Consider the following 13,655-nt stretch of genomic DNA (forward strand, 5'->3'; position numbering starts at 1 on the left):
CGCTCAGCAGTCCGCGAGGATGCGCGGGTACTCGTAGCCGGAGTCCTTCAGGGCCTTGGGTCCCGAGATCGCCTTGCGGTTCACGGCGCTGTCCTTCCCGATCTGCCCGGGTTCCGGGATCGGGTTCCAGGTCAGCGGCGAGGCCTTCCCCAGCAGCCCGGTGCGCAGCAGCGTGTACGCGGCCTGGGTGACGTCGTCGGGCAGCCCGGCGAGGGAGTTCTCCCCGAGGATCGGCGTCAGGCGGATCAGGTGGCCGACCGCGTCGTAGCTGTTGGAGGCCGAGCCGAGCCCGATCACCGTGGCGATCGCGTCGTCGGTGTACGGCGCCGTGTAGCGGACCATCGGCGCGACCTGGCAGATGGTCCTGTGCAGCTGTGGGAGCGCCTTGACCAACGGCGCGGAGAGGGCGTCGACCCGCCGCAGCGTCGTGCGCAGCGGCGAGGCCGCGGCGCCGAGCTCGCGCACGACGTTGCGCGCCTGCTGCATCGCGGGCCGCAGGTTGGCGACCGGGGTGCGCAGGTCGCCGACGGTCGAGGCGAGCTCGCGGACGACGGGCGTCGCGGTCGTCGCCGTGCTGCGCAGCAGCGTGGTCGTCTCACGCACCTGGTTCAGCGTGCCGGGCAGCTCGCGGAGCGTCGCGGCCAGCTCGTCGTCCCGTGCGGCGACGGCGTCCAGGGCGACGAGCCCGCGGTTCGCGGTGGCGCGCACGGCCTCCCCGCGCTCGCCGACGGCGGCGCTCACGCGGCCGAGCCGGTCGACCAGCCGCGCGACCTGGGCGCGGTCCTCCGAGAGGACGCCGAAGAGGGTGCCGCCGTCGACGACGATCCTGGACGCCTCGCCGAGGGTGGTGTTGAGGTTCTCCCCTTGCCCGTCGACGGCGCGGCCGGCGCCCTGGATGAGCGACCGCGCGGCGTCACGCTCCTTGCCGTCGAGCACGGAGAGCAGCTGGTCGACGTCCACGTACTCGTCGGCGCGCCCGATCGGCAGGATGTCGTCCTCGCCGAGCGCGCTCTCGGCCTTCCCGGGCGTGATCTCGATGTAGTTCTCCCCCACCGGCGTGCGCTGGCGCAGCGTCACGCGCGAGTCGGTCGGGACGGGGACGACGCGGTCGTCGGTGATGTCCATCTCGACGAGCGTGCCGTTGCCGTGCCGTGACACCTTCGCCACCCGGCCGACCTGGGCGCCGGCCATCGCGACCTTCGCGCCCTTGCCGAGGGCCGAGGACGTCGGCACCAGGGCGCGCACGCGCGTCGTGTCCCCCTGACCGAGCGACCCGCCCAGGACGAGGAACCCGAGCAGGACGGCGATCGCACCACCGATCGCGACGACGACGGTGAGCAGGTGCAGCCGGTAGTTGCGGATCGGGCCGCCCATCAGTGCTTGTCCTTCGCGGTCGGGACGCGGCCGCCGATGACCTTGCCGGGGGTGCACGCCTCGGGGGCGTACTCGTTGGGGTCGTTGAGCACGCTGCTGGACTGGGCGCCGACCACGACGTTGCCGCGCGGGACGGGGCCGCGGGAGTCGCCGAACTTCGAGATCGACGCGTTCCACTGGAAGAACCCCTGGACGCCCTTCTTGCAGGCGGCCAGGTTGCGGGTGACCTTGTCGACCGTGTCGATCTGCGGGCGCAGCGCGCTGATCGCGGCGTCGAGGTCGCCGGCGACCGGGCGCAGGACCTTCGCCAGCGGCACGAGGTCGCGGACGGGGCTGCGCAGCGCGGCGACCGCCGGGGCGAGGTCGCCGGCCAGGTCCTCGAGGCCGCGCAGCGCCGACGGCAGGTCGTCGGCGACCGGGCCGAGTGCCTGGAGCGCGCCGTCGACGTCGTCCAGCACGCCGCGTGTGGCGACGAAGCTCGAGTCGATGCTGGAGAGGGTCGTCGGCAGGCGGCGCAGGGTCGCGTCGAGATCGGGCGCGCCCTGCTGGAGGGTCGCGAGGGTCGCGCTGCCGGTCGTGAGCAGGCGACGCAGCAGCCGCTCGCGCTGCCCGAGCTCGCGGGTGAGGACGGCGGTGTTGTGCACGAGCCGGCGGACCTGGGGCCGACGTGCGGCGAGCTGGCGCGACACGCGGCCGGCGGCGTCCACGAACGGCACGACGGTGACGAAGACGTCGTGCAGCGACCGCCCTCTGTCCTTCATCCCGTTGCCGAGGTCGTCGAGGAGGGTCGAGAGGCGGGCGCGCTGGCTCGGCCCGAAGAGGTTGAGGACCTCGGAGATGTTCACCGGCAGCTCGGTCTGCGACGGCGCGAGCGGCTCGTCCGGGTCGGCGACGCCCGCGGCCTCCGTCCCGCGGTCCACGATGTCCAGGAACATGTCCTGCAGCGCCGTGTTGGGGCGCAGCTGTGCGCGTGCGTCCTTGTAGATGCGGCCGAACTCCGAGCGGACGCGGACCTTCAGGACCGGCTGGTCGCCCCGGACGTCGATCTGCTCGATCGTGCCGACCGGGACGCCCTTGAAGCGCACCTCGTTGATCCCCGGCTGCACCGCGGTGACATCGTCGACCGCGAAGGCGACCTCGCTCGTGTCGGCCAGGGAGTTCGGGCTGACGCGCGAGAGGATGAACAGCGCCAGGCCGAGGCCGAGCGCGAGGAACAGCGCGACGGTGACCGCGGGCTTCGCGCCACGGCGGACCTCGAGCGCGACGCGGGCGCGGTTGACGCCGCCGGTGCGGCGGTCGCGGGGATCGATCATCAGCGGCCTCCCTTGCGGCGGGCCGCGGACGCGGGCTCGGTGCCGGGCGTCGGCCCGAGCGGCTGGTACCCGAAGAACGTGCCGAGCGCCTCCTGCAGCGTCTGGCAGGCGACGAGCTGCTCGGCGTCCGGGTTGTTGAGGTAGACCTGGCAGGGGATCGAGCTGAGGTTCGAGCTGCCGACCGTCGCCGGGAAGCGGATGAAGTGCCCGTTCGCGTCCATCTGGCCGCCCGCGCCGGCGGCGAGGCCGGCGAAGGTGCCGCCGATCATCACGGCCGTCGACTTGCCGGTGCCGGAGTCCTTCTCGGCGAGGTACGGGAGGATCACGTCGTCGAGGCGGTCGAGACTCGGCTCGAGCTCCTCCAGGAGCGGCAGCCCGGCCTTCGCGGCGCCGGCCAGCGACGTGACCGCGGGGCGCAGCGCGCGGACGAGCGGCTTCGCCCGCGTGGCGAGGGCGTCCGCGTCGGCGATGACCGGACGCAGGGCGCGGAAGGTCGGCGCGACGTCATCCGCCGCCGGCTGCAGCCGCTTCACGAGCGGGTTGGCGAGCGTCAGCGTCCGGTCCAGCCGGGCAGTCGTGAGGTCGACCTGGCGGAGCGTCGCGGGCGCCCGGGCCGCGAGGGCGCGGACGTCGTCGCCCCGGTCGGCGATCGTCCCGAGCGTCGTGGCCGCGCCGGAGATGACGGTGCGCAGCTCGTCGCGGGGGCCGTCGAGCGCCGAGACGGTCTTCGCGGTCTCGGAGACGAGGTCGCGCAGGTCGCGGTCGAGGTCCTGGCCGCGCAAGGCGCCCACGCCGGTCTCGATGTCGGGCGCGGCGTCGGCGACGCGGTCCAGCAGCCGGGCCGGAGCCTGCTCGTCCTCGAGCGCCGTGGCCAGCTCGCCGGGGAGGGTCCGCAGGCCGCTCGCCGCGTCGCCGCGGACGACCGAGGCGACGTCGTCGATCTCGACCTGACGGCCGGTGCGCGAGGCGGGGATCGTGCCGCGCAGCGGACCGCGCGCCGCGCTGCCGCGCTGCAGGTCGACGTAGAACCGCCCGCCCAGCACGGTCTGGAAGCGGGTCACCGCGCCGGCGTCGGCGTACAGGCCGCCCTTGTCGGTCTCGACCTCCATGGTCACGAGCGTCGTGCGGCCGTCATCGCTGAGCTCGGTCTTCGTGACCTCGCCGGCCTCGAGGCCCTGGATGCGGACGCCGTCTTCCGGGCGCAGCTGCTGGCTGTCGGCGAACGCGGCACGGACCGTCCGCGTCTGCGCGTTGTCGAACAGGCGGCTGATCGCGCCGGTCATGCCGAGGACGAGCACGAGGATCGCCACCGTGAGGGCGACGAGGCCGAGGGCCGCGTCGTTGCCGCGCAGGGCCTTCATCCTCCGCCTCCCGGGCGCTCGATGATCGGGTACGGCTTGGCGAGGTACGTGCACGGCGCGGGATAGCCCTCGCGGGTGATCAGCCCGGTGCTGTCCGGCAGGCTGAGCGCCTCGGTCGGGACCGGCGCCGCGATCTGGAGGCGGAACTGCATCGCCGGGCCGTTCGGGCCGCTGGTGTTGCGCGTGCCCAGGCCGGTCATGGAGCGGAAGACGGCGCCGAAGTTCTCCAGGTCGCAGCCGTAGGGCCCGAGTTTCCGGACGACGGGGACGATGTCGGCCAGGAGGTCCGTCGCAGGCTTCAGCAGCGGGCTCGCGGCGCCGGTGACCCGGAGCACCGACGGCACGACGGGCTTCACCTCGTCGAGCAGGTCGGTGGCCCGGTCCAGCGGGCCCGGCGCCTCCTTCAGCAGCGCGCTGGTGGCGCGCAGGCCGGCGGGGAGCCGGGGCAGCGTGAGGTTCGCCTGCCGCGAGAGCGACCGCGCGGCGGCCAGCAGCGGTCGACCGGCGCGCAGGCCGGCGTCGCCGGCGTCCAGCGCGGTGGGGGCGGCACCGAGGGCATCGCGGGTCGCGTCGCGCTCGACGACGAACGGCGCCAGCGCCCGGTCGCCGGCGCCGAACAGATCGGTGATGGCGACCCGCTCGTCGTCCAGCGGCACCATGCCGGAGCGCAGCGACGGCAGGAGGCCGTCGAGGTCGGCGGTGCGCAGGGTGGTGAAGAGCTTCTTGGTGGGGACGATCTCGCGGCCGCCGACCCGGAGCAGGTCGTTCACGTTGGCCCCCTGACCGGCGAGGCCGGTTCCCAGCTCGCCGAGCAGCGGGCGCAGCGCGCCGCGGGTCTCGCGGTCGAACGTGTCCAGCGCGTCGGTCGCGCCGAACGTGAGCGCGCGGTCGTCGCCCTTGATCGGGGCGCCGTCGGCGAGCGCCACGTCGCTGCGTCCGGGCACGAGCTCGACGAAGCGCGCTCCGAGCAGGCCGTTGGCGCGGATGCGGATGCCGGTGTCGGCGGCGAGCTTCGTCCCCGGCTCGAGCTGCAGCCGCAGGCGGTTGCCCCCGTCGGGCGCCAGCTCGATCGAGCGGACCTGCCCGACGCGGACACCGCCGAGGCGCACCGGGTCGTGGTCCAGCAGGCTGCCGATGCGCGGGACCTCGGCGTTGACGAAGCGGTAGTCGCGGCCGGGGACACCGTTGTAGAACGCGGCGGCGAGGTACGCGAGGCCGGCGAGGAGGCCGACGACCACGAGGCCTCGGACGATGACCCGCCGCGGGGGCTCGCCGTCGTAGCGCCGGGTCCGACGGGTGCGGGACGTGCGCGCGCTCATGGGCCGAGGAGGAAGTCGAGGAGCTGGCCGGTCGAGCCGTCCTTCTCCGAGCTGAGCGTGAGACCGCCGACGACGTCCTGCAGCGCGTCCGTGATCTCGTCGACCGTCGGGTTCTTCGGCAGGCCCTCGAGGATCTCGTCGAGGCCCGGGACCTTCGGCAGCCGGACCGGCGGCGCGGGCGCCCTGGGAGCCTCGGGCGCCGGAGTCGTCGCGGGCGCGGGCCTCTTCGTCGCGCCCTTCCTCGGCGGCTTCTTCTTCGCCGGGGTCTTCGTGAGCCGGTCGACCATCGTGAGCACGAGGTCGGGGCTGATCGACGCCTCGCCGCGGAAGACGTGGCCGAGCTGGTCGCGCAGCTGGATCGCGCGCGACCAGTTCTCGAGGACCGCGATCACGTTGTCGGCGCTGTTGTCCAGCGCGGTGGTGACCGGCGGCAGCTCCCGTCCGAGGGTGGAGAGGGTGGAGAGGGTCGGACGGGAGCGCCGCAGGACGGGGGTGGCGCCGTTCGCCAGGCGGCTGAGGCCGGGGGCGGCGCGGACGGCGGACGCGAGCGCCGGTGTCGCGGCCTTGCGGAAGGTCTCGACCTCCCCGAGCGTCGACGCCAGCGCGGGGGCGGCGGCGCGGATCTCGCGGGCTGCGGGACCGAGATCGGCGGTGGTCGCCTCGAGGTCGCCGAGGAAGCCCCGGAGCGTGTCCAGCGTGCCGGGGGCCTTCGCCAGCGCGGCGCGCAGGGCCGCGCGCCGCGCGGCGACCGTCTCGGTCGTCCCGCCGACGGTGTCGACGAGCTTCGTGAGCTCCCGCCGCTCCTTCGCGGCCTGTGCGACGAACCGGTCGCTGCGCTCGACGAGGTCGGTCATCGTCGCGTCGGTGGTGGCGAGCTCCTGGAGCGCGGGGCCCGCCTGCTCCATGCCGAGCGGCAGTTCCTTGAGCAGGACGCTGACGTCGACCTTGCGACCGACGACGGCCTCGCCGGCGGCGTTCAGCAGGATCTTCGCCCGGGTCCGCGTGTCAGCGTCGAACACGCCGAGCACCTGGTCGAGGTCCGTGGGCGTCGTCGCCTGGGACTCCTTCAGGACGTAGCCGTCGGGCGCCGGGTCCTTGGCCGCGTTCCCCGGGTCGAGCTCGACCCGCTTGAGGCCCAGGAAGTTCGCGGCCACGATCGCGACGCTCGCGTCCTTGCCGATCGGTCCGGCGTCGTCGTCGAGCTCGAGGTCCAGCAGCACGCGGTCGCGGTCGTCGATGCGGACCTTGACCTTGCCGCGGTCGAGCCCGCCGATCTTCACGGCGGAGCCGTCGTCCAGGCCGGAGGCGTTGGCGAGCGGGACGGAGACCGTGTAGCGGTCCTCCCCCACGCCCGCCTTCAGCGCGACGACGAGCAGGAGCAGCGCGACCAGCGCGCCCCCGGCGAGGCGGACCGGGTTCATCGTCCGTCCGCCTTCGGCAGCGGGACGATCGGCATCAGCTTGGGCAGCTCGAAGACCTTCGCCGAGTCGCGGATCTCCGGGTCCTTGTTCGGGTCGATCGCGTCGGAGCCCGCGCCGCACTCGGGCAGGAACCAGGGCTGGCCGGCGACCGTCCCGGGCGGGCGCGGCAGGCCGTACTCGAGACCGGAGAAGAGCCGCTTGGCCTGGGCGCTGTTGTAGCCGGAGACGTTGCTGAAGGCGGGCGCGAAGTTCTGGACCTGCGCGCGGATCAGCTTGTCCTTGCCGTCGGTGCCGGAGAAGAAGTCGCCCCAGTTGGAGAAGAAGGCGTTGGCCTCCGGCGTGTACGGGCGGATGCACTCGAGGTTCTCGACCGCCTGCTTGCCGATCGACTCGAGCTGCGGGCTGCGGCCGGTGAGCCGCTCCACCAGCGGGTTGAGGCTCGGCGTCGCCTGCCGGGCGGCGACCAGCGTCTTCGTCGCGTCCGGCCCGATGTCCCGCACCGTCTGCAGCAGTCCGTCGAGCGGCTGCACCGTGCGGCGTACCGCGGTGACGCCCGGCGCCAGGTCCCGTGTGAGCGCGCGGGCCCGGACGAGCGTCTCGTCGGCGAGGGCGAGCGTGGTGCGGGCACGGCGCAGGCTGCCGGGCGCGGCGGAGAGCGCGGCCTGCACGTTCTGCGACTCGTCGGCGATCGCGTCGAACGTGCCGCCGGCGCCTTCGAGCAGGCGGCGGACGTCGGGCTGTGCCGCGTCCACCGCTCCGAGCACGCGGTCGGCCGATCGGACCAGCGTGCGGACGGCGCGCTGGTCGGAGGCGATGTCCTGGACGACGTGGCGCGCCTGCACGAGCGCGGGTGGCGCGACCTGCAGCGTGCGGCGGAGGCCGACACGGCTGGTCTTCAGGGCCGGTCCGCCCTCGCGCAGGAACCGGCGGAGGTCCTGTCGCGCGGCGTCCGGGAAGCGCGCCAGCAGCTCGTCGAACTCGACGGGCACGGTGAAGTCGCGGGCCGGGAAGGTCCCGCCCTCCTCGACGGCCGTGCCGGACTGCCTGCCGGGCGTGAGCGCGATGTAGCGGTTGCCGAAGTTCGCCGTGCCGCCCCAGCGCAGCGCCATCTTCGACCCCTTGGGCAGCGGCCACGCCTCGTCGTCGATCTCGAGCTCCAGGCGCGCGTCGCGGCCGCCGTTGGCGGGCTCGATGGAGACGACGTGGCCGACCTCGCTGCCGCGCTGGCGGATCGCCTGGCCCTCGACGACGTTCGTCGCCTCGCCGACGACCACGCTGAAGCGCGCGCCCGTCTCGGCGTCGCGGCCGACGAGGACGACGACGATCGCGCAGACGGCGAGCAGGGCGAGCAGCGGGGCGACGACCGGGCGCACGTCTCAGCCGCCGATCGGGAGCTTGGCGTCGAGCCCGAAGATCACGACGGCGCCGAAGGCCGCGATCAGGTGGAGCAGGACGAGGTTGACGACCAGCGACCGCGCGACCGAGGTGCCGACCGCCGCGGGTCCGCCGACGGTGCGCAGCCCGTAGAAGCAGGAGACGATCGCGGTGGTGACCGCGATGACCGTGCAGGTGACCATCACGAAGATCGAGTCGCCGAAGCCCTGGACGCTCCAGTGGACGTCGGTGAGCGTGTTCGTCGTCAGGCCGCCGAGCAGGACGACGACGATCAGGAACGCGCCGACGAGCGTCGCGATGAGGGAGACGAAGGCCGCGACCGGCGCGAAGATCAGCACGCCGATCAGCCGCGTGCCGATGAGGTAGCGGCGGGGGTCGACGCCGGTGGACTCCAGCGCGTCGACCTCCTGCTGGATCTTCATCGCGCCGAGCTCGGCGGTGATGCCGCAGCCGATCTTCGCGGTGAAGACGTAGCCGAACATCGTGCACGCGGTCTGCCGCGGGCCGACGACACCGGTGGTCAGGCCGAAGAAGTCGCCCGCGCCGATGCCGCGCAGCAGGAAGAAGCCGAAGGTGCCGATGACGGCGCCTTGGAACAGCTGCATCATGAAGATCAGCGGGATCGTCCCGCGGAGCATCATCGACGCCTGGCGCAGGCCCTCGCTGGCGTAGGTCAGTGCGCCCGGGAGCGCGGCGAGCGACGTGCCGAAGAAGCGCGTGAGCTCGCCCGCCTCGACGAGCAGGCTCTCGACCGGGCCGCGCCGGCGCGGCGGCGTCGTGGGCTTCGGGACGGCCGGTGTCGTGCCGGGCGTGTGCGGGACGGAGGCCACTTATCCCCGCAGGACCGAGACGTCGGGGAACAGGGTGAAGTACGCGAGGTTGAACACCACGTCGAACAGCCAGATGGCGAAGAACGTGATGACGACGGTCTGGTTGACGGCACGGCCGACGCCCTCGGCGCCGGGCTCCGAGGCGAGGCCCTTGTAGCAGGACACGACCGCGACGAACACGCCGATGATCGCGTTCTTGAGGAACATCGTCAGGAAGAGGTCCGTCGGCTGGATGATGTTCGAGAGGGAGTCGAAGAAGACCCCGGTCGAGAAGCCGAAGTACCCCGGCGACACGACGAAGTTGACGAGGTTGACGCCGAGCAGGCTGAGGAACGCGAGGACCGGCATCGCGATGCTCATGGCGACGACACGGGGGACGACGAGCGTGCGGATCTGGTCGACGCCCAGGACGCTCATCGCGTCGAGCTCCTCGCGGATCTTCCGGGCGCCGAGGTCGGCGGTGACCGCGCTGCCGACGACGCCGGCGAAGATCATCGCGGTGATCCAGGTGGCGATCTCGCGGCTCCAGATGAGGAAGACCGTGCCGCCGATGCGGTCGGAGATCCCCAGGTTCGCGAGGATCGCGCCGAAGAGGATGATCCCGAAGCCGATCAGGTAGACCGAGTGCGAGAGCACCAGCGGGATCGCGCAGCGACGGACGCCGAACGAGATCTGCTCGACGGCCTCGCGGAACCACGGGAACGGGGGCCGCACGGCCTCGCGCAGGACCCGGACGGTCAGCGCACCGATCTCGCCGGCCGCCTTCAGGCTCGTGCCCGGGCCGGTGCCCAGCACCGAGGCACCGAAGCCGCGCGCGTACGGGTTCCCGTCGCGTCGTCCCGCCTCGGCGCTCATGCGAGGTCTCCCATCCCGCGCGCGAACCTAGCTCCGGTGCCGGGCCGGGCGATAGTCCCCGACCGGGGAGTCGTGGGCGCAGACGGGTACATCGCGTCAGACGTCCATCCCGAGCGGACCTGCGGAGTCGCCCGCGAGGAACTGCCGGATGAAGGGCGTCTGCGATGCGAAGACCTCGTCGGCGAAGCCGGACTCCAGGACCTTGCCGCGCCAGACGACCGACACGTGGTCGGCGATCAGCCGGGCCAGCAGGACGTTGTGGGTGACGATGACCATCGTCCCGCCGTGGCGGGCGTGCTGCTCCACGAGCAGGTCGCCGAGCAGGGCGGTGCGCACCGGGTCCAGGCCCGAGTCCGGTTCGTCGCAGAGCACGATCCGCGGGTTCATCGCGAGCGCCCGCGCGAGGCCCGCGCGCTTGCGCATGCCGCCGGAGAGCTCGCCCGGCATGCGCGTGGCGGCGGACAGCAGGCCGACGCTGTCGAGGTGGCCCTCGACGACCTCCCGGACCTCGGCGTCGTCGAGGTCGGTGTGCTGGCGCAGCGGGAAGGCGACGTTGTCGTAGACGTTCATGCCGCTGAACAGCGCGCCGTCCTGGAACATCACGCCAATCTCGCTGCGCAGCCCGAGGATCTCCGCGCGCGACATCCGGCTCAGCGGGCGGCCGCGGATCAGGACGTCACCCGCGTCAGGCCTGAGGAGGCCGATGATGTGCTGCAGGAGCACGCTCTTGCCGGTGCCCGACGGCCCGAGCACGACGGAGATCACGCCTTCCGGGATCGTGACGTCGAGGCCCTGCAGGACCTGGTTGGCGCCGAACGCGCGGTGCAGGTCGCGCGTCTCGATCGCCAGCAGCTCGGGGTCCAGCGCGTGCGGGACGCCGTCTCGCGCGGGCGCGGCCGACGGACGCTCGGTGCCGTCGGAGCCGGCGACGTTGCGCACCAGGCGCCGGACGATCGGGTCGACCTCGAGGAGCTTGCGGACGGGACCGTCGGCGGTCACCTGCCCGCGGTGCAGCGCGGCCGGGAGCGCGAGCATGCCGTCCGCGTAGGCGCGGGTGGCCGCGCGGTCCAGGCGCAGCGTGACCTCGCCCGGCTCGTCGAGGCTGACCGCGGGAACGCGCCGGTCCAGGAGGAGCGTGACGGTCCGCGTCTGGCCCTCGAGGTGCAGCTCGACGCTGGTCTGCGCGTGGTGGACCTGGGTGGCCAGGTCCGGCTCGGAGGCGAACGCGTCCCGCAGACGGGCGGCGAGGGACTCGGGCGTCGGGTCCCGGCGGAGCTCGGTCACGGCGTGGGACTGGACGCTCATCGAGCGGCGCCGCCGGCGCCGGGGTCGGACTGCAGGAAGCGGGCGACGGCCTCCGCGCGGTTCTGCGCGCCGAGCTTGCGCAGGATGCGGGCGACGTGCGCCTTCACCGTCTCGGGCGAGACGTACATCGTCTGGGCGATGTCGCGGTTGGAGCGCCCGGCGGCCAGGCCGCGGATGACCTCCAGCTCGCGGTCGGACAGGAGGTCGGCGACCGAGGTGCTGCCGGCGGGCAGCGCGTGCAGGAGGGAGAGCGGCGCCGCGTGTCGCTGCGACGGCAGGACGAGGGGCGCACCGTGCAGCTCCTCGAGCAGCGCGCCCGTCGAGGCGACGAGCTGCTGCAGCTCGGCCGACACGAGCGCGGTGCGCTCCTGCTGCAGGACGCGCTCCAGCGCGAGGGCGGCGACGGCCGCAAGGTCCGCCAGGCGTGCGTCGTCCGGCGCGATCGTCGAGGTGACGAGCAGCACCGCCAGCTCGGCCCCGCCGACCTCGATCGGCTGCAGCGTCACCGTCTCCCCCGCCTCGGGCGCGAGGTCCCGCCGCTCCACCGGCTGCGCCAGGAAGCTGCGGCGGAGCCGGTCGCTCGCGGGGTCGGCCAGCGCACCCGTGTCCTGCGCGCTCAGCCGGCCGTGACGGACGGTGAGCACGACGGCGCGGTCTCCGGGGCGGTCGAGCGCGAGCGCCGCGACGCGCGCGAACAGGCCGTCCACGTCCTGGGCACGCCCGAGGATCGCGCACCAGCGCGTGATCTCGGGAGTGCCGTCGGCGACCGGCGGGTCGACGTCGTCGGGGTCCATCGCGAGGGCTCTGAGGCGGGCCGGCACGGCGTGGCCTCAGCGGCTGGTCACGAGCTGGCGGGCCCGGGCGGGCAGGCCGCCGGCGCACTTCGCGGTGGCGAGGAAGGCGTCCGCGGCGTTCTTGCCGGGGATGCCGCTGATGCCGCCCGTCGGGTGCGTGCCGGCACCCGTGATCCAGAGGCCCGGGACCGGGACGTCGTAGGAGCCGAAGCCCTGCGCCGGACGCAGCGGGCCGAAGCGCGCCCCCACCGGTTCGACGTGGTAGACGTTGCCGTCCGGCACGTGGAAGCGCTCCTCGAGGTCCGGCGCGGAGAAGACGCGGCGGCCCATCTCCAGGGAGTCGAGCCCCTCGTAGACCGTCGCGCACTCCGCCAGGACGCGGTCGCCGATCTGGTCGCGGACCGTCTCCCAGGGCTCGGCCTCCGGGTTGCGGGGCGTGATGCCGGACCAGAGCCAGAACGTGTCCTGCCCGTCGGGCGCCTGCGTCGGGTCGATCGCCGACGGGATGATCCCGATGAAGGGGATGACCTCGGGCCAGCGGCGCTGGACGACGCGGTTCCACGCCTCCTTGTGCTCCTCGTAGGTCTGCCAGCTGACGATCGGCTTGCGGAGATCTAGGCCGTCGCCGCGATGCTGGTCGCGCCACGCCTGGTGGCGGGGCATCGTGAGCTTGCCGGAGACGGCGACGTCAATCTTGAGCGTCGTCGTCTCGAGGACGTTGGTCGGGATCGCGTTGGCGCGACGCTCCAGGTGGTCGGGCAGCGTGCCCTCGGGGAGCAGCTGCGCGAGCGTGGCCTTGGGGCTGCAGGAGGCCATGACGTTCGCGGCGCGGAGCTGCTCGCCGCTGTCCAGCTGCACGCCGACGACCGCGCCGCCGTCGACCAGCAGCTCGGTGACGCGGGCGTTCGTCCGGACCTCGGCGCCGTGGTCCTTCAGGTAGGCGTGGAGCGCGTCGGTCAGGGCGCCGGTGCCGCCGAGGAAGCGGGCGGAGTTCGTGCGGTGGCACATGCCGACGTAGATGAGCGCCCAGCCGGTGCCGTCCTGCGTCATCCAGCAGAAGGGCGGCATCGACGCGAGCGCGCCGCGGACGAGCGGGTGGTCGAACCGCTCCTCGACGATCTCGGCGTGCGAGCTCGTGAAGAAGCTCAGGAGCGGCCAGAGCTCTTTGCGGCGCCGGGCGCCCTTGGGCAGCATGCTGAGCGCCGTCCTGAAGTCCGGGCGCGTCGGGTGGCCGAGCATGAACGGGATCGCGAGGTCCATCGCGGCGTCGAGGCTGTCGGCGAACTCGCGGTACTTGACCGCGTCCCGCGGGGAGAAGTGGCGGATCTCCTGCACGGTCTTCGACGCGTCCTGCCAGAACGCGAGCGACGGCCCCTCGGGGTCGAGGTGGACGTGGAACGGGTCGGCGATGAGCTGCTTGAAGCCGTACTTCGCGAGGTTCAGGTCCTGCTCGATCGACGACGCGCGGAAGAGCGAGGCCTGGATGCCGCCCTCGTTGATGCGGTGCCCCGGGGCACCGTCGATCACCGGGTTCGTCGAGATCATCCCGCCGACGGTCGGCGATGCCTCGAGCACCGTGACGTCGAGCCCTGCCCGGCGCAGGTACGCCGCGGCGACCAGCCCGTTGTGGCCGGCGCCGATGACGATGACGTCCCCGGCATCCTGCTTGCTGTTCATGAACATCGACC

The 13,655-nt window shown here is 73.3% G+C and carries 11 protein-coding genes; all 11 read right to left on the reverse strand.

The features are described from left to right. Positions 1 to 3 precede the first annotated feature (3 nt). Positions 4 to 1,374 carry an MlaD family protein gene (locus tag C7Y72_RS00115; RefSeq protein ID WP_107566603.1) on the reverse strand — a complete coding sequence of 457 codons (1,371 nt, stop codon included), beginning with the start codon at positions 1,372 to 1,374 and terminating at the stop codon, positions 4 to 6. Then, positions 1,374 to 2,687 carry an MlaD family protein gene (locus tag C7Y72_RS00120; protein WP_107566604.1) on the reverse strand — a complete coding sequence of 438 codons (1,314 nt, stop codon included), beginning with the start codon at positions 2,685 to 2,687 and terminating at the stop codon, positions 1,374 to 1,376. Before C7Y72_RS00120 ends, C7Y72_RS00115 begins: the two co-directional genes overlap by 1 nt. Next, a complete protein-coding gene (locus tag C7Y72_RS00125; protein WP_107566605.1) occupies positions 2,687 to 4,048 on the reverse strand; it encodes an MlaD family protein in 1,362 nt (453 codons plus the stop codon). Before C7Y72_RS00125 ends, C7Y72_RS00120 begins: the two co-directional genes overlap by 1 nt. Further along, complete coding sequence (locus C7Y72_RS00130) at positions 4,045 to 5,367, reverse strand: MlaD family protein (protein ID WP_107566606.1); 1,323 nt, start codon at positions 5,365 to 5,367, stop codon at positions 4,045 to 4,047. The genes C7Y72_RS00125 and C7Y72_RS00130 overlap by 4 nt, the downstream gene beginning before the upstream one ends. Further along, positions 5,364 to 6,788, reverse strand: a complete 1,425-nt coding sequence (locus C7Y72_RS00135; RefSeq protein WP_107566607.1) for an MlaD family protein — start codon at positions 6,786 to 6,788, stop codon at positions 5,364 to 5,366. The genes C7Y72_RS00130 and C7Y72_RS00135 overlap by 4 nt, the downstream gene beginning before the upstream one ends. Next, the gene (locus tag C7Y72_RS00140; RefSeq protein WP_107566608.1) at positions 6,785 to 8,161 is read right to left on the reverse strand and encodes an MlaD family protein; all 1,377 of its coding nucleotides are present in this window, start codon (positions 8,159 to 8,161) and stop codon (positions 6,785 to 6,787) included. Before C7Y72_RS00140 ends, C7Y72_RS00135 begins: the two co-directional genes overlap by 4 nt. Positions 8,162 to 8,164: 3 nt before the next feature. Beyond that, positions 8,165 to 9,013 carry an ABC transporter permease gene (locus tag C7Y72_RS00145; protein WP_107566609.1) on the reverse strand — a complete coding sequence of 283 codons (849 nt, stop codon included), beginning with the start codon at positions 9,011 to 9,013 and terminating at the stop codon, positions 8,165 to 8,167. Beyond that, positions 9,014 to 9,868, reverse strand: coding sequence for an MlaE family ABC transporter permease (locus C7Y72_RS00150; protein WP_107566610.1), 855 nt, complete (start codon positions 9,866 to 9,868; stop codon positions 9,014 to 9,016). A 96-nt stretch (positions 9,869 to 9,964) separates the two neighbouring features. Next, a complete protein-coding gene (locus C7Y72_RS00155; RefSeq protein ID WP_107566611.1) occupies positions 9,965 to 11,173 on the reverse strand; it encodes an ABC transporter ATP-binding protein in 1,209 nt (402 codons plus the stop codon). Further along, positions 11,170 to 11,967, reverse strand: a complete 798-nt coding sequence (locus C7Y72_RS00160; protein ID WP_107566612.1) for a helix-turn-helix domain-containing protein — start codon at positions 11,965 to 11,967, stop codon at positions 11,170 to 11,172. Before C7Y72_RS00160 ends, C7Y72_RS00155 begins: the two co-directional genes overlap by 4 nt. Before the next feature lie 36 nt (positions 11,968 to 12,003). Further along, positions 12,004 to 13,644, reverse strand: coding sequence for a phytoene desaturase family protein (locus tag C7Y72_RS00165; protein WP_233243658.1), 1,641 nt, complete (start codon positions 13,642 to 13,644; stop codon positions 12,004 to 12,006). Positions 13,645 to 13,655: the final 11 nt, after the last annotated feature.

The sequence above is a fragment of the Paraconexibacter algicola genome (genome assembly GCF_003044185.1).
GTDB lineage: Bacteria > Actinomycetota > Thermoleophilia > Solirubrobacterales > Solirubrobacteraceae > Paraconexibacter > Paraconexibacter algicola.